The organism is Methylophilus luteus (genome assembly GCF_042676265.1).
GTDB lineage: Bacteria > Pseudomonadota > Gammaproteobacteria > Burkholderiales > Methylophilaceae > Methylophilus > Methylophilus luteus.
Genome location: NZ_JBHTKB010000001.1, coordinates 181,293 through 198,351, shown reverse-complemented (window position 1 = coordinate 198,351; position 17,059 = coordinate 181,293). Strand labels below are relative to the sequence as shown.

Sequence of the window (17,059 nt, the reverse complement as noted above, 5' to 3'; positions counted from 1 at the left end):
TTATGCTTAATCTTGTTTCAATCAACCTTTGACCCACCGTATATATGGTGGGTTTTACTGCTTAAATCTTGCAAGCGCCGCTGGCACAACCATCATCCTCCGCCTCAGTACCACCTTCAGTCGCACCATCGCGGGTGTTGTGGTAGTACAGCGTTTTAATGCCCAGCTTGTACACCTGCAGCAAGTCTTTCAACAGTTGCTTCATAGGCACACGGCCACCTTCAAAACGGGTCGGGTCATAGTTGGTGTTGGCAGAGATCGATTGATCGACAAACTTCTGCATGATGCCCACCAGCTTGAGGTAACCCTCATTGTTAGGCATTTTCCACAGCAACTGGTACTGGTCACGCAGGCGGTCTATCTCTGGCACTACCTGGCGCAGGATGCCGTCTTTAGACTGCTTGACCGAGACCAGGCCACGTGGCGGCTCGATACCGTTGGTGGCATTGGCGATCTGGCTGGAAGTCTCTGATGGCATCAAGGCAGTCAGGGTGGAGTTGCGCAGGCCGTCTTTCTGGATCTCGGTACGCAGGCTTTCCCAATCCAGCAGCAATGGTTCGCTGCACACGGCGTCCAGGTCTTTCTTGTAGGTATCTATAGGCAATATGCCTTTGGCGTAGGTGGTTTCCTGGAAGGCACCACACGGGCCGAACTCGCGTGACAGCTGTACCGATGCCTTGAGCAGGTAGAACTGGATCGCCTCAAACGTGCGGTGTGTCAGGCCCAGCGCTTCGTCGCTGGTGTAGTTGGTGCCGTTTTTCGCCAGGTAATAGGCATAGTTGATCACGCCCACGCCCAGTGAACGGCGTTTGTCGGTGGCGTTGAGCGCGGCTTTCACCGGGTAATCCTGGTATTCGAGCAAGGCATCGAGTGCACGCACCACCAGGTCAGCCAGGCCTTCCAGCTCGTCCAGTGACTCCAGCGCACCCAGGTTGAATGCAGACAAGGTACAAAGCGCGATCTCGCCCTCGGTATCGTTGATGTCATTCAGGGCATTGGTCGGCAGTGCGATCTCCATACACAAGTTGGATTGGCGCACCGGTGCCACTGCCGGGTCAAACGGGCTGTGCGTGTTGCAATGGTCTACGTTCTGGATGTAGATACGGCCGGTACCGGCACGTTCCTGCATCATCAGCGAGAACAGCTCAACCGCTGGCAGCGTGCGTTTGCGTATGCTGTCATCGGCTTCGTACTGGGTATACAGGCGCTCGAACTCATCCTGGTCGGCAAAGAAGGCGTCGTATAGCCCAGGCACATCATGCGGCGAGAACAAGGTGATGTTCTGGCTCTTGATCAGGCGCTGGTACATCAGGCGGTTGATCTGCACACCGTAATCGAGGTGGCGCACGCGGTTTTCTTCTACACCGCGGTTGTTTTTCAGCACTAGCAGCGATTCGACTTCAAGGTGCCACAGCGGGTAGAACAATGTCGCTGCACCACCACGCACACCGCCCTGCGAGCAGGACTTCACGGCAGACTGGAACAATTTGTAGAACGGCAGGCAACCGGTATGCTGCGCTTCGCCGCCACGGATCTCACTGCCCAGCGCGCGGATACGGCCGGCGTTCACACCTATGCCTGCACGTTGTGACACATATTTGACGATGGCGCTGGTGGTGGCGTTGATACTATCCAGGCTATCACCACACTCTATCAGCACGCAGGAGCTGAACTGGCGCGTAGGGGTGCGCACACCAGACATGATAGGCGTAGGCAGCGAGATCTTGAAGGTAGATACCGCGTCATAAAAACGCCTGATCAGGTCCAGGCGCACCTGGCCTTTGTAGTTGGCAAACAAACACATGGCCACCAGGATGTACAGGAACTGCGGGCTCTCGTAGATCTTTTTGGTGACGCGGTTCTGCACCAGGTATTTACCTTCGAGCTGCTTGACCGCCGCATAGGAGAAGTTCATATCGCGCCAGTGGTCTATATAGCCATTCAGCACATCAAACTCTTCACGGTTGTAATCGCGCAGCAGGTGCTGGTCGTATTTGCCCAGTGCTGTCAGATTGGTGACATGGTCAAACAGATGCGGCGGCTCAAACTGGCCGTAGGCGATCTTGCGCAGGTGAAAGATAGACAGGCGTGCTGACAAGTACTGATAATCCGGCGTTTCTTCCGAGATCAGGTCAGCAGCTGACTTGATGATGGTCTCATGGATATCATCCGTGCGTATGCCATCGTAAAACTGAATATGGGAGCGCAACTCCACCTGCGACACCGACACATTGTTCAGGCCCTGTGCTGCCCAGTCAATCACGCGGTGGATCTTGTCGAGATTGATAGGTTCCTTGCGGCCATCACGTTTGGTGGCTTGCATGGATTCGTATTGTGACATTGATGGCTCCCAATTCTGGCAGCGGGGGTTCAAGCTAAGACGCAAACGCAAACATGGCAGACCGCAAACCGGTCTCATGCACTATGCATTGCAAAGCCGAGGACACCCCGCCTCAAACGTTAACAAGTAAAAAAACTGACGGTCGGTCTCCTGGCTCTCAGGTCATGATTATTTGCACTCGCCTTCCCGAATTTCTTCAGTGGCTGCTAGTGTTGGCAAACAACTCGCTGATCACAGTTGCGGGGGCAGCTCTGGCTTGGTGAGCGCTAGGCGGTTTCACGCACCAGATTCCCTTTTAAATGCCGAAGAAGTGTTTCTTCTGCAAACCGTATGGATGCGACTATAAAACAATATCTATGGCTTTTCAATCAGACAAAACACAAGATATAGTTATAAAGTCATCTCAAAATCGTCAACTAGTTGTTTCTATTAGGAATATATTTTTAAGATTTTTTTTAATAAAAAGTTGCGAAAATGCATTGCATTTTTAATTGAATTGCGCATAGCTTTGTTACAAAGCTGTAACATCTTGATCAGCCTGGATAAAAACAAAAACGGCCTGAAAAAGCAAACACAAGTATGCGGGCGCCTTAACCAATACTAATCACCGCCAGCACAGACAAAATCTGCGCAACTTAGCTGTGGGCATTTTCATTGCCGCATAAATACCATGTAATTACTGCTCTATTATTGCGACTGAGCGGTGCCAGATTATGCGAAACTGCTTTTAATGCAATAAAACCGAAACTCGTTATGACTTCCTGCTCCTACTCCGCAATCCGCCTAGCAACTGCCCTGACTTTGGCTTTCACCAGTACTGCACATGCCACCAACGGCATCAACCTGATCGGCTTTGGTGCCGAATCCAGCCTGATGGCCGGTGCCGACGTGGCGGTAGCGCGCGACACCAGCGCGCTCAACACCAACCCGGCCGGGCTGACCCAGATCAAGGCACCGCTGCTGGATATGTTCGGCTCGGTGCTACGCACCACCGACCTGGTGCATAAAGACCCCCGCAACGAAGAACATGCATCCAACCGCTACACCTTTCTCGGCGGTGGCGGCTATGCGCGGCCACTGGAAGATACCTCCTGCACGGCAGGCATAGGTTTCTTCGCCCAAGGCGGCGCGGGTGGTGTGTTCGATAAGATACGCACGCCGTTTGGCAATCGCGATGATTTATCCTCGCTGTTCGGCATCGCCAAGGTCATCCCCGGCATAGGCTGCCAGGTGAATGAAAAACTCTCTTTAGGTGCCAGCCTGAATATCGTTTATGCCAGCATAGAACAGGATTTCTTTGCCAACACCTCGTTTGGTGGTCTGGCCGGGTTTTCCGGTTATAAGCTCGAAGATGCTTCAGCACTGCGTACCGGTTTTAAATTAGGCATGCAATATCGCGTCACCCCCACGCTAACCCTGGCGGCCACTTATACAGAAAAAACCGAGTTGCCTATGACCGGTGGCACACTGGTTGCCGACTACACCAGTGCCGGATTGGGCCAGGTGAAATACTCAGACGCCTCAGTCAAAGGCTTTGCTCTGCCACGCGAAGTGGCTGTAGGCCTGGCATTCAAGCCAGCAGATGCCTGGTTGCTGTCATTCAAGCTCAACTGGATGAACTGGGACGATGCCATCAACGACGTAAGACTGCGTGCCACCAAACCCAACAACCCGGCCGCCCCTGCCGTTTACCCTTTCCCGACGGCTGCTGCCGACTGGAAAAACCAGTGGGTAGTCGCCACCGGCGTAGCTTATAACTGGGATGACCGCACCACCATTTATGCCGGCCACAACTATGGCAAAAACCCGATTCCGCGTGAGAATACGAATCCCTTGCTGGCTGGTATCCTCGAGCATCACCTGACCCTGGGCGCCGCGCGCAAGATAGACCAGAACTGGCTGGCCACCGGTGGCGTGGAATGGATGCTGCCGGTAAAAGTAAAATACGACAGCGCCTTATTCGGCGCATCCGAACTTCGTAACGAGGCGATTGTTTTGCACTTTATGTTGAGCCGCCGCTGGTAAAGCTAAACGCAGTCTTTACAACTGTGCGTGTTTAAGCTGCCGCACCCGCTGGCGTGCTTGACGCTTTTTCAACCAGATCAGCACACCGGTCACACTTAAACCAAACACGCCAACCCCCATGGCGCTGACGAATATCTGCATGGGCAAACCCCACACCTTGGCCGTATGCAAGGCCAGCAACCATTGCGTGATGCTATCGCCCGCCGCCGCCCCGGTTGGCAAATAAACGGCCAGGCGTTCACCACTGTTGGCATTGAACATCACCGCAGTATTGGCTGATTTTTCAGACACATCGCGGCTGGAGTTGACGATATAGGTGTAAGTGCCTTTGCCGGCATCGTAATAAAGCTTGGCTTCATGGTGAATGGCAAACTGCATGGCCAGGCTGAGCTGTTGCATCAGGCTGCGGCCTGTGGCCAGCGCGGCATGTGCATCCAGCCTTGGGTGTAACAATGGCTGGGCTAACCTGGGGATCTCTTCGCCAAAACCCTGTTTGCTGAATAGCGTGCCCATCACCGGGTAATAGACATCACGCAGGTTGAACGCCACGCTGGACCAGGCAAACACCAGCAGCATGGCCCACAGCCACAAACCGCCGGCGCGGTGCAGGTCAAAATTCACTTTCGCCGCCCCGCCCTGCCAGCGCACTTGCCACGCACGCCACCAGCGCCGCAGCCAGGTATTAGGCTGGGCCTGAGCGGTCAGTGCTGGTTTGATCAGGCCGGCTTTGCGCTGACGTGCCGGCCAGGTCAGATAAGCGCCGATAAAACAATCCACTGTCCACAGCAGCGCCAGTACGCCCAGGATCAAACGGCCGGTTTTATCCAATGCCAGTGAGTAATGCAAGCGGTACAAGAACGGCAGCAGGTTGATGCTGCCCTGGGTGATATCGCCCCATTTGCGTTGGGCCAACACCTGCCCGGTGTAGGGGTTGACGAAGATCTCATCATTCGCCAATCCGTGCTTGTTACCAGGCCGGGGTTGTAAATAGAATGAAACCGGCTCGTCAGCGGCATGCTGCAGGTTGATGCGATTAAACATCGCATCCGGGTATTGCGTCTGCAGCATAGTGGCCAGTGTGACCGCACTGATGGCGGCCTGCTGCGCAGGCAGCTGCACCCGCCTGAACTCGGGGTGCAGCTGCGTTTCCAGCTCATCATAAAATGCGATGAAGCTGCCGGTCACACCCGCCAGCATCAGAAACAGGGTCAGGGTCAGCCCCACATACCTGTGGATAAGGACAAAAACCTGGCGCATTTAAAGCGATGCTATGAGCACGGGCACTGGCTGGTGCATAGTCTGCCTAGAACGTCGCGGCGACACTGAACAACACACTGCGCCCCGGCTGATACAGCGGTGTCACGGTGTTAAAGCCCTGGTAGGTGGCGCGGTCGGCGTAGTTGTCATCAAACAGATTACGCACATCTATGCGCCATTTGGTTTTGACTGCCCAGGTCGGCTGGTACTCGGCATAAATATTAAATACCTCATACGACGGGAAATCGAGGGTGCCATTGCTGACTTTTTTATATTTTTGCGCAAACTCGGCATCGCCACCCAGCGTCAGGTGTAGGGACGGAAAATGATGGCCGACCGTGAGGTAAAGGATCTCGCCTACCGGGGTCGCCAGGTAGTTGCCGGCATCACTATCGGTATTGGCGCCGTCTATGGTGACATCGATATCGGCCAGCCGTGCGCGGGCAAAACTTTGCTCCCACTGATAAGCCAGGCCAAGTTCATAGCCGCGTGTACGTACATCTCTTGCCAGAATTGCGCTAGTGACAGGGTTAAATCTCGCGACGCGTGCATCGTCTATATGCGTTTCGAATACTTTGGCATCGGCAGTAAATCCGTAGAAGCGACTTTGTAAGCCGACAAAATAGTTATCGGCTTTAGTGGCGCGTGGGCCACGGCCATAATTCCAGGCGGTGTTCATAATAAAGTTTTCCGCCATCAGGCTGCCGCTAAACACTTCTGAATAACCCGCTTTGACGGTCAGCAGTTCAGGGATGACAGACAACTCACCCGAGGCATTGGAGCTGAAACCGGAGTGTTCCCAACTTTCGCCTCGGGTGCCGGTCAACTCATGCCTATCATTACGGATACCAAAGGAGAGTTGCAAAGGCTGCCAGGGGTTGATCCGCGCCTGCACATAAGCACCGTTATTGCTGGCTTTTTCATCTGGTCGTGTATCCGGATCCCTGTATTTTGCCTGGTCGCGGTAGAAATCTACACCCGCAACAATGCTACCTATCTCCAGCGGGAATTTGTTCTCAAACTTGCCGTTGAAACTGGCGGTTTCACCGGTGCCCTGGTAAAGCTCCACGCCAGCGGCCGTGATGATAGGCACGGTGATTTCAGTTTTACTGTAAGCCAGCACCGCAGTCGGGTTCCACCAGTGGTCAGGATCGATCTGGGTATAACGCAGCACGGTATTGTCACGAGTCATCTCGTAATCACGCACCCGCGGTTCTGTGGCTGGCCTGCCTGAAATAAACCCGATATTGCCACGAAACGGCCGCACCGCATCGTCACGCACGCGCTCATGGCTGAGCTGCAAGCGGTGGCCGCCTTCAGCCTCTGCCCCCAGCTTGAAGAAGCCACTGACCAGATCTGTGGCAGTACCATCGACCTTGTCGCCATTGCCTGCTTCAAAGCGGTTGCCGTTTGCCACGGTCAGATAGGCCAGGCCATCCAGTTTCTCAGAAGCACCATAGCCTGCCAGTGTCTGGCTGAACACATCGCCATTGGTGTTATAGCTGGAACGGATATAAGCACCCATGCCAGGCGAAGTCAGGAAATCACGCGCATTCTTGGTTTCATAGGCGATAGAACCCGCGATCGCGCCAGGCCCGGCATCGGCTGGGGCCACGCCGGCATTGACGCTGACGGCTTTCATAAACAAGGGGTCTATCAGTGTGGTGCCGTTATGGTGGAACACCTTGTTGTTCTGGCGGCTGCCATCTATAGTCACGGCCAGGTTGGTTTCTTCGAGACCGTTGACATAGACTTTTTGTGACATGGGCGTAGCGCCACCGACTTTGACTGAAGGCTGGCCATTAAAGATACCGCGCACATCACTGGGGTTGTTGCGTGCCAACGCGGCTTCATCAATGATCAGGGTAGCCGGTTCTCTAACTGGCAATGTCTGTTCGCCTTTGGCCGTCACCGCCACCTCAGGCAAGGTATCTTCATGGTGATATGACTGTGCCGCTGATCTTCTGACCACGGTATAACCTTGTGCCGCGTTGCCCTGCAAAACCAGGCCGCTATTTTTCAACAAGGCAGTCAAGGCCTCTTGCGTGCTCAGGTTGCCTTTCACTGCCGGAGCAGAGATTTTTTCAGTGAGATCGGTAGAAAAAAGAATACGCTCGCCGGATTGCTTGGCCAAGCTGTTCAAAGCCTTGTCCAGCGCTTGTGCCGGAATATCAAAGTCAGCCGCCTGCACCAGCCATGCCTGGCTGAGCATTACCGCCAGCAGGCTAGTGCGCTTGAGGGTTGCCGAAAAACCGTGATTAGAATGTTTGCTGCGAGAACGCATTGAGACTCCCATATTTAAGACGATAAAATCATATTGATATGGGTATGTCGTTTGTGCCCGAAACAATGTTGAGGTACTGCTGCAGATTTTTTTAAAATAAATCAGCCGTGCATAAAAAAACACCTGCTCATCAGAGCAGGTGCTGGCATGGCCTGACTTTAAATCTCCAGTTTGAGCGCTACACCAAACAGGCGCGGCGCGCCTACATCGAGCACATTGCCTACGCTGTTGTTGGTGATATATTCGCGGTCAAACAGGTTGCGCACAAAGGCATTCACTGTGGTGCGCGGGTTGAGCCTATACGCCGCATTCGCATTCACCAGTACGATGCTGTCGTTGCGCCTGGTCTCATCCACCAGGTACACCGATGGGCTGCTGTCCTGGTAAACCGTGTCTACATTGAATAACCACTGGTTGCCCAGGTGGTAATTCAGCCCCAGATTGACTTTGCTTCTTGGTGCCATGACGAATTGTTTGCCACGCATATCAATGCCGTCGCTGTTGATAAAGTCCAGATACTCGGTGTGGTTGTAGGCCGCACCTGCGATCAGCTGCCATTCGCTGTTGAGGGTATATTCGGCGGAGACTTCCAGGCCACGCATACGGCTTTTGGCCGCATTCGACACATACAGGCTATCGGTGACTGCATCATACTGGCGCACCTGCTGGTTCTTCCAATCGGTGTAATAGAGGTTGGCAAACGTTTTCACGCCATATTCAGGCCAGCTGCCCCGGTAGGAGAACTCATAGGTGGTGGTGAATTCGGCATCATAAGGTTTGTGGTCTGAAGGCACGCGCATATTCACGCCACCGCCACGATAACCGCGTTGCACCACAAAACCGGTACGCTGAGTAGGTGACCAGATGTAGTTGATACCGCCTTTGGGCAATAATGCGCCAAAGTTTTTTTGTTCATCGGCCTGCGTCACCGGCGCGAACCCTAAGCTATCCAGCGGATAATCGACCTTGGCTTCATTTTTTTCCCTGTCATAGCGCAAGCCGGCGATCGCTTGCCAATGCTCATCCAGGTCCCAGTTGATCTCGCCAAAAATGGCATTGTTACGGATCTGGCTTTTACCCTGCGATAACAGCACAGCGCCCAGGCCGACGATACGCAGTTCGTCATTGAATTTGACCCGCGAATAACCATAGTAGACCCCGGCATGCGCCTTGATCGCCTGGCCCAGATAAGTCGCCCGCAGCTCCTGGCTGAACAGCCTGGTCTGATGCTGGCGGTCGGCCTCCTGGCTGGCATTCACGCGCTGGTCAAAATCCAGCAGGCTTTGATAACTGGCATCGGTACCCGAGGTGATACTGGTGAGCGACCAGGGCTGGCTGATCTGGTAGGTCAGCTTGAGGGTCGCTTCGTTTTGCTGCACATTGTCGTGCGCGGCCGTATTCTGCGCCAGCCGGTAATATTGTGGCTGGTTGTTGATCTGCGTCACGCCATTGCTGCCAGCGCGATAATCGGTGTGCGCCAGTGTCAGCAAAGCTTCGGTTTTTTCACCTGCCAGCAACAGCAACTTGCCGCGTGCATTGAGTGAGCGACGTCTATCCGCATCGTTATCCAGAAAACTGTTCTTGATATAGCCGTCTTCATTCTGCGCATTCACGGCCAAACGGCCGGCAAGCACATCGGGCACCAGCACGGCATTGGCCATCACTGCCCCGCCCTGCTGGTGATAATTGCCCAGATTGCCCTGCACAGACAGCGCATTCTTGAACTCGGGGTCATTGGTCTGCATGATCACCGCACCGGCCAGTGCGTTACGGCCCTGCACGGTAGATTGCGAACCACGGTAGATCTCCACCTGTTTCATATCCCAGGTCGAGAGCGGGCTGTAAGTCACCATGCTGCTGGTCTGCAAGGCACCATCGACAAACACAGACACGGCATTATTGAGCGAGAGCGGCCCCTGGTCATCAAAACCGGTGACAGGCACACCACGTATGCCCCAGGTCTCATTGCGTGACTGCGTATACACACCAGGCGTACGCGCCATGATCTCGGTCAGTGACTGATCGGCATGGGTGCGTATAGCTTCTGCGGTGGAGACGGCCACGCTGGAGAATGTTTCACTTAACTTGCGTTCTATCTTTTCGCCTTTTACCGTCACATCTGCCAGCGTATCTATAGAGTCTGCTGTGCTGCTGGCCGGCCTGGCGTGGCTGCTGACATCGGTACGGCTGCTGACATCGGTACGGCTGCTGACATCGGAACCGCTGCTAACAGTGGAGGATTTCTTCAGTGAATATTGCTGCCCGCCTTTATCTTCGAGCACGAAATCGCTGCCTTTCAGCAGCGCCTCAAAACCTTCATTGACGGTGTAATTACCCTGCAGGCCTTTACTTTGCAGATGGGCGACCAGTGCCGGGTCAAAGGATAAGCGGGTGCCGGTGAGTGCCGCGAATTCAGCCAGCACATGGCCTAGCGGGCCAGCGGCGAGTTGACAGCGCTGTTTTTCGGAGATGGTTTTTACGCTGTCTGCCAGCACCAGCGCAGGACTGGCAGCCAATATAAAACCACACAATGCGACGCTGATCGCGCGCTGCAACGGCGAGCGTTGAAAATTAAAAGATGTCATTGCCTGATATGTTTCCCGGAATAAGTAATGAAATGGCCAGATGCTGGCCTTCATCATGTACACCGCACGAAAACAAAAAAGGTATCAGGGCCGCTGATATTTTTTTAACCTGCCGCCCTGGCCGCAGGTTCCACCATGATCCACCAGCGGCTGCGGGCGACGATATTGACCGGCAGCGTCTTTTGCAGCAGGTCCAGCGCGGCATCGGTATCGCGCAAGGGAAACGCCCCCGACACTGTCATCTGTTTCAGCTCAGGATGGCAACGGATCACTCCGTGGCGGTAGCGTGCCAGCTCGGCCAGCAAGGTTTCTAATGGCATCTCCTGTGCCAGCAGCATGCCTTGCTGCCAGTAGCCTACGTTGTCGCTGACGGCACTGACACGGCCTACATCATCATGACTGAAGGCGCGTTGTTGCCCGGCCTGCACCACACTGCTGAGGCCATTGGCCAGCTGTATGCGCACGGCGCCTTCAGTCACCGCCAGTATGGTTTGCCTGGTCTGCACATTGACATTAAAACGGGTTCCCAGCGGCAGCAACTGGCCATGCGGTGTGGTGACCACCAGCGGACGTTTATCCTGGTGCCCGGTTTCCAGCCACACTTCACCCTGGTGCAAGGTGATCTGGCGCTGCGCCTGATAGTGCACATCCACCGCCGTATCGGTGTTCAATACCAGTCGGGTGCCATCCTGCAATTGCAGGTGCTTTTGCTCGCCCACCGCCGTTTGATAGCCGGCGCGCTGCAAGGGCAGGCTGTGTACGCCCAGCCAGGCAGCAGGCAGTAACAGGCCCAGCGTACCCAGCGTACCCAGCGTACCCAGCGTACCCAGGGTTTTCAGGGTTTTCAGGGTTTTGCGGCGTGAGGTCTGCTCTACCCTGGTCAGCACCTGTTTCGCCAGCGGTTTATGCTGCAGCTGGCCAAAAGTTTGTTGAATCTGGGTCAGCCTGGCCCAGGCCTGCGCATGTTGCGGGTGGCTGTTCTGCCAATGCTGGAATGCCAGCTGCGCCTCCTCGCTCATGTGTCCGGATTGCAGTTTGAGCAGCCAGTCCACCGCCTGCGCCCGCACCTGCGCATCTAGAGTTGGGGATTGTGAATGTGGGCTTGCGCTGGTCATAGGCTTAGGCATTCCAGGTAGGCTTTACGCATATGCCGTTTCACGGTGATCAATGAAATATCCAGTTGCTGTGCGATCTGCTGATAGGTCAGACCATCCAGCTGCGCCAGCAGGAAAATAGCGCGTGTCTGCCCCGGCATGCTTTGCAGCAGCCGGTCTACCTGCTGCAGTGATTCCAGTAGCAGCTGCTGTTCTTCAACCGAAGGCCACAGCTCAGGTGAAAGTTGTGCCAGGGTTTCGCGGTAGGCCTGCTCTACCTGCTGGTGCCGCCAGCGGTCTATCACCAGGCCTTTGGCAATATGCACCAGCAGCGCGCGCGGCTCAGCGCCCAGTTGCAGCTTGTCCTTGTCCATCACCCGCACAAAAGTGTCATGCGCAATGTCGGCTGCGTCCCAGCTGTTACCGGTTTTTTTGCGCAACCAACCCTGCAACCATTCATGGTGCTGCTGGTAGACCTCATTCAGCTGCTGCCAGCGTATATTCAGCAAGGCCATGATGTGGGCTGATGGTTGAGGGTGGGCATGGTTACTGATGCCTGATCACGACAGTGGCATCCGCCAGCCGCTCTACGCGCAGCGGCATGATCTCGGGCAAGGTATCCAGCAGTGCATCTATGCCATTGATATCGTACTCACCAGACAAGCGATATTGCGCGACAGTGGCGTCGGCGATCTTGATCTGGCCGCGGTGATAACGTTGCAGCTCAGCGACCACATCAGCCAATGGCGTGCCATCAAACAGCAGCCGCCCTTGTTGCCAGGCGATATTGGCCGCGCTACAACGGCTTTCAGAGATCATGCCGGCCTGGGTGGTGACCGAAATATCCCGCGTCAGTATGCGCTGGGCATGGGCAGTGCGCACTTCCACACTGCCTTCAACCACGGTGACGACCGCGCCTTGTGCGGTGTTGCGCACATTAAAGATGGTGCCTATATCCCTAACCTGGGTCTGGTTGGCATACACCGTCAATGGCCGCCAGCCATGTTCTACCGTAAACAGGGCTTCACCCTGTTTTAAGTGCAGGCGGCGTGAATACAAGTGTTGTTCAACCACCAGCACACTATCGGTGTTGAGGGCGACATGTGTGCCGTCTTTCAAGGTGTAGTTGGCTTGCTGGCCGACCAGAGTGCGCAAATCTTCACTGTGCCAGACCGGGTCTAGCAGCCAGCTGACCGCGAGCGCGAGTGACAAGGCCATGCCGCTGCCGACTTTTTTCAACACGCGTTGCCGTTTGCTTTGCCGCTTGGCTTCCTGCAGCAATGCTTCGCGGCTGGGAAAATGCTCGCGCAAAGCTTCTTTATAGGGGCTTAGCGCATCGTTTGCAGCAACTGGGTCGGGCAAGGCCGACAGTTCATGGGCGGTCACTTTCATGCAGTGTGCCCCCAGCTGAGGTTGATAGCCGCCATTGCCTTGCCAAAATGCTGGGTCACCATATTGCGCGAAATGCCCAGTTCGTCGGCGATCTCCTGTTGTGGCATATCGTGCAGTTTATGCAGTAAAAAAACTTGTCTTTGCCGTGAGGGCAAGGCTTCAATCAGTCGTTTCAGTGCTTCCAGCCGCTGCACAAAATGCAGTACCCGCTCGCCATCGATATGATGGGCATGGCCGGCGGTGTGCTGCAGGCTGTCCAGGTGTGACTGTTGCGTCTGCTGCTGGCGGTAGCGGTCTATGGCGCGGTTGCGGGTGAGCTGGCGCAAAAACGCCATCGGCGTATGCACAGTGCTGAGTGGCGGCCGTTCCATCAACTCTAAGCACACATCATGCACTACGTCCTGCGCGAAATGATGATCGCCAAAGCGGCGTTTCACATAACTGACCAGTTCGTCATAGTGATAAACCAGGCTGACTACGAGTTTGGAATGTTCCGGATGAAGCAACACGGCGAATAAACAGCAATTGAATAAAACAGGTATCTTAACGACCTCACTGAAAAATTACAAATGAAAATCATTCTCAAATAGGTGAAGAAACGCAAAGATTCACTGACCAGGTGAAGAAATTTGAAGATAGTCTTAACGCGCCATTAAAAATAAAAAACGCTGACATCTCTGGAGAAATGTCAGCGTTATCAGTGTGCGCCGCCCTGCTCAGGTCGACACTACAGACTTATGCGTTTGCGCGTAGCGTTTTTGCCGCGGCCACCATATTGCGCAGGGCGGGCAACACTTCTGCCCACTGCCGCGTTTTCAGGCCGCAGTCCGGGTTCACCCACAAACGTTCTGCAGGCACCCGCTCGGCCGCCAGTTGCATCAACTTGACCATATCAGCCTGGTCAGGAATATTCGGCGAGTGTATGTCATACACGCCAGGCCCGATCTCGTTCGGGTAGTCAAAGGTCTTGAACGCATCCAGCAGCTCCATATCAGAACGCGAGGTCTCTATGGTGATGACATCGGCATCCATGGCGGCAATAGACTCAATGATGTCATTGAACTCCGAATAGCACATATGGGTATGTATCTGTGTTTCATCGGCTACACCATTGGCAGTGATACGGAATGACTCCACTGCCCAGTCCAGATATGACTGCCATTGGGCTTTACGCAAAGGCAGGCCTTCCCGCAATGCCGCTTCATCTATCTGTATCACATTGATACCGGCCTGTTCCAGGTCCAGCACTTCCTGGCGTATCGCTAGCGCCAGCTGGTAGCAACTGACAGAACGCGGCTGATCATCGCGCACGAACGACCAGTTCAGTATGGTCACCGGGCCGGTCAGCATGCCTTTCATAGGCTTGCTGGTCAGTGATTGCGCATATTTGATCCAGTCTACCGTCATCGCCCGCGGGCGGCTGATATCACCGAACAGGATAGGTGGTTTGACGCAACGCGAGCCGTAAGACTGCACCCAGCCGAACTGGCTGAAAGCATAGCCATCCAGCTGTTCGCCAAAGTATTCCACCATGTCATTACGTTCGGCTTCGCCATGCACCAGCACGTCCAGGCCCAGTGCTTCCTGCTCCTGTATGCTACGCGCGATCTCCGCCTGCATGGCGGCCTGGTAGCCAGCGGCATCCAGACGACCGGCCTTGAATTCACTGCGGGCGTGGCGTATATCTGCCGTCTGCGGGAAGGAGCCTATGGTGGTGGTCGGGTATTTAGGCAACTTGAGCAATGCTGCCTGCTTGCTGGCCCTGACCGCATAGGCATTCTGGCGCTGGCCCAATTGCGGGGTCAGTTTTTCCAGCGCCGCTTTTACCTGCGGCTTATGCACACGCTGCGAACTACGGCGGGTCGCGATCGCGGTGTGGTTGCTTGCCAGCTGGTCTTTCACCGCTGCCCGGCCTTGCGTGAGGGCGGTAGCCAGAATCTGTAATTCGTCCAGCTTTTGCGTGGCAAATGCCAGCCAGGACCTGATCTCCAGATCCAGTGCTTGCTCGCTATCGAGATCGACAGGCACATGCAGCAGCGAGCACGAAGGCGCCAGCCATAAGCGCTCACCCAGGCGTTCTGCGATAGGTTCCAGCCAGTCCAGGGTGGCATTGAGATCGGTTTTCCAGATATTACGGCCGTTGATCACGCCTACAGACAGTACTTTATGCGCAGGCAGCATGCCTAGCAGCGGCACGATCTCACTGCGCGCATTGATGGCATCCACATGCAAGCCAGCCACCGGCAGATTGGCGGCCAGGTACTGGTTATCCGCCAGCTGGCCAAAATAAGTAGCGACCAGCAGTTTCACACGGCAACTCTTTAATTGGTGGTAAGCCAGGTTGAACGCGTGCTGCCAGTCGGCATCCAGTTCAGTCACCAGTATGGGTTCATCTATCTGCACCCATTCCACCCCTTGCGCGGCCAGGGTTTCCAGCAGCTCTGTATACACTTGCAGCAATTGTGGCAGCAATGCCAGCTGGCTAGTGTCATCCTTGCTCTTGCCTATGGCCAGGTAAGTCACCGGGCCTATGATCACCGGCTTGGCCTTGACCTGTTGCGCCCTGGCTTCAGCCAGTTGCTGCAGCAAGCGGCTCGCATCGAGCTTGAATCGCGTTGCAGCGGTGAATTCCGGCACGATGTAGTGATAGTTGGTATCAAACCATTTGGTCATTTCGCCCGCGGCAACGCCACCGCAGCACTGGGCATGCGCTTCAGCCGATTGCGCAGAACGGCCACGTGCGACGCGGAAATAGTTATCCAGCTCATCACCATGAAATCCCTGCACCCGCGCTGGCAGGTTGCCCAGGGTGAAACTCATGTCCAGCACCTGGTCATAAAAGGCAAAATCACCCACCGGCGCCAGATCCAGCCCGGCTTGCAAGGCCCAGTGCCGTTGACGTAGCTCGTGACCGAGCTGCTTGACGGCGTCTAATGTAGACTGCCCTTTCCAGTATGCTTCCAGGGCGAATTTCAATTCGCGTTTTGCGCCTATGCGCGGGAATCCAAGATTGTGGGTGGTGACCATGCTAGCCTCGTGGTTGATCGTTTGAGAACCCGCATTCTAAAAAGCATCACTCATGAAGTAAAATGGTATTATTTCAACAATCTATTAATTTTATTCATACATAGCCCATGATAGAACGTATGCATCTGGCGATCATCCGCGAGGTTGAACGGCAAGGCTCACTCACTGCCGCCGCCGACAAGTTATTTCTCACGCAGTCGGCATTAAGCCATTCAATCAAAAAACTGGAACAACAACTGGGCACCAATATCTGGCTGCGCGAAGGCCGCAACCTGCGCCTGACCCAGGCAGGGCAATATATGCTGGCAGTCGCCAACCGCCTGTTGCCACAGTTATCGCTGGCAGAAGAACGTCTGCGCCAGTTTGCCCAGGGCGAGCGCGGCACCTTGCGCATAGGCATGGAGTGCCACCCGTGTTACCAATGGCTGCTCAAAGTGGTGTCGCCCTACCTGGCAGACTGGCCGGATGTAGATGTAGACGTCAAACAGAAATTCCAGTTTGGCGGCATAGGCGCTTTGTTTGGCTATGAGATAGATATGCTGGTGACGCCAGACCCGCTGTATAAACCCGGCCTGCTATTTCAACCGGTGTTCGATTATGAGCAGGTGCTGGTGGTGCATGCCAAGCACCCGTTGGCAAAACTGGCTTATGTGCTGCCTGAACAGTTGAGCAATGAGACCCTGATCACCTACCCGGTAGAGACAGACCGGCTGGATATTTATAACCAGTTTCTGCAACCGGCCGGCATCAGCCCGCAGGTGCATAAACCGATAGAGACCACCGACATTATGTTGCAAATGGTCGCCAGCGGCCGCGGGGTGGCAGCTTTACCGCGCTGGCTGGTGCAGGAGTATCAAAACCGTTTTGAGGTGGTGCCGGTGCAACTGGGCAAACAGGGTATCGCCAAGCAGATCTATCTGGGCATACGCGAAACAGATTCGCAGATAGACTATGTGCAGGCGTTTATCCAGTTGGCCCAGGCCGGCTGAATGACGATTGCGCCGGACTACCCGGCGCGAACTGAGTGATAAATCGCTTGCCGCATGGCGGCTGC

11 protein-coding genes and 1 riboswitch are annotated in these 17,059 nt (G+C 55.0%); of the genes, 2 read left to right on the top strand and 9 right to left on the bottom strand.

Features of this window, described 5'->3' with window-relative positions; translation table 11 throughout:
• Positions 1-61 precede the first annotated feature (61 nt).
• The gene (nrdA, locus tag ACFQ1Z_RS00830) at positions 62-2,341 is read right to left on the bottom strand and encodes a class 1a ribonucleoside-diphosphate reductase subunit alpha (protein ID WP_379054683.1); all 2,280 of its coding nucleotides are present in this window, start codon (positions 2,339-2,341) and stop codon (positions 62-64) included.
• Positions 2,342-2,464: 123 nt separating this feature from the next.
• Positions 2,465-2,687: riboswitch (cobalamin riboswitch) on the bottom strand.
• 407 nt (positions 2,688-3,094) lie between these two features.
• Here nrdA and ACFQ1Z_RS00825 point away from each other — a divergent pair.
• Positions 3,095-4,366, top strand: a complete 1,272-nt coding sequence (locus ACFQ1Z_RS00825; RefSeq protein ID WP_379054681.1) for an OmpP1/FadL family transporter — start codon at positions 3,095-3,097, stop codon at positions 4,364-4,366.
• Positions 4,367-4,381: 15 nt separating this feature from the next.
• Here ACFQ1Z_RS00825 and ACFQ1Z_RS00820 read toward each other — a convergent pair whose 3' ends face one another.
• From ACFQ1Z_RS00820 to metE, 8 genes are all read right to left on the bottom strand, one after another.
• Positions 4,382-5,623 (bottom strand): PepSY-associated TM helix domain-containing protein, encoded by a 1,242-nt coding sequence (locus tag ACFQ1Z_RS00820; protein ID WP_379054680.1) that lies wholly within the window; start codon positions 5,621-5,623, stop codon positions 4,382-4,384.
• Positions 5,624-5,669: 46 nt separating this feature from the next.
• Positions 5,670-7,907 (bottom strand): TonB-dependent receptor, encoded by a 2,238-nt coding sequence (locus tag ACFQ1Z_RS00815; protein WP_379054678.1) that lies wholly within the window; start codon positions 7,905-7,907, stop codon positions 5,670-5,672.
• Positions 7,908-8,065: 158 nt separating this feature from the next.
• Positions 8,066-10,492, bottom strand: coding sequence for a TonB-dependent receptor domain-containing protein (locus ACFQ1Z_RS00810; protein ID WP_379054676.1), 2,427 nt, complete (start codon positions 10,490-10,492; stop codon positions 8,066-8,068).
• Positions 10,493-10,596: 104 nt separating this feature from the next.
• Positions 10,597-11,607, bottom strand: coding sequence for a FecR domain-containing protein (locus ACFQ1Z_RS00805; RefSeq protein ID WP_379054674.1), 1,011 nt, complete (start codon positions 11,605-11,607; stop codon positions 10,597-10,599).
• Positions 11,604-12,101 carry a sigma-70 family RNA polymerase sigma factor gene (locus ACFQ1Z_RS00800; protein WP_379054672.1) on the bottom strand — a complete coding sequence of 166 codons (498 nt, stop codon included), beginning with the start codon at positions 12,099-12,101 and terminating at the stop codon, positions 11,604-11,606. Before ACFQ1Z_RS00800 ends, ACFQ1Z_RS00805 begins: the two co-directional genes overlap by 4 nt.
• A gap of 31 nt (positions 12,102-12,132) precedes the next feature.
• The gene (locus ACFQ1Z_RS00795) at positions 12,133-12,978 is read right to left on the bottom strand and encodes a FecR family protein (protein WP_379054670.1); all 846 of its coding nucleotides are present in this window, start codon (positions 12,976-12,978) and stop codon (positions 12,133-12,135) included.
• On the bottom strand, positions 12,975-13,487 hold the full coding sequence (locus ACFQ1Z_RS00790) for an RNA polymerase sigma factor (protein ID WP_379054668.1): 513 nt from the start codon (positions 13,485-13,487) through the stop codon (positions 12,975-12,977). The genes ACFQ1Z_RS00795 and ACFQ1Z_RS00790 overlap by 4 nt, the downstream gene beginning before the upstream one ends.
• A gap of 226 nt (positions 13,488-13,713) precedes the next feature.
• Positions 13,714-16,005: a 5-methyltetrahydropteroyltriglutamate--homocysteine S-methyltransferase gene (gene metE, locus ACFQ1Z_RS00785; protein ID WP_379054666.1), complete on the bottom strand. Its 2,292-nt coding sequence runs from the start codon at positions 16,003-16,005 to the stop codon at positions 13,714-13,716.
• Positions 16,006-16,112: 107 nt separating this feature from the next.
• On the opposite strand from metE, the gene ACFQ1Z_RS00780 reads away from it, so the two are divergent.
• Positions 16,113-16,994 carry a LysR family transcriptional regulator gene (locus ACFQ1Z_RS00780; protein ID WP_379054664.1) on the top strand — a complete coding sequence of 294 codons (882 nt, stop codon included), beginning with the start codon at positions 16,113-16,115 and terminating at the stop codon, positions 16,992-16,994.
• Positions 16,995-17,059 lie beyond the last annotated feature (65 nt).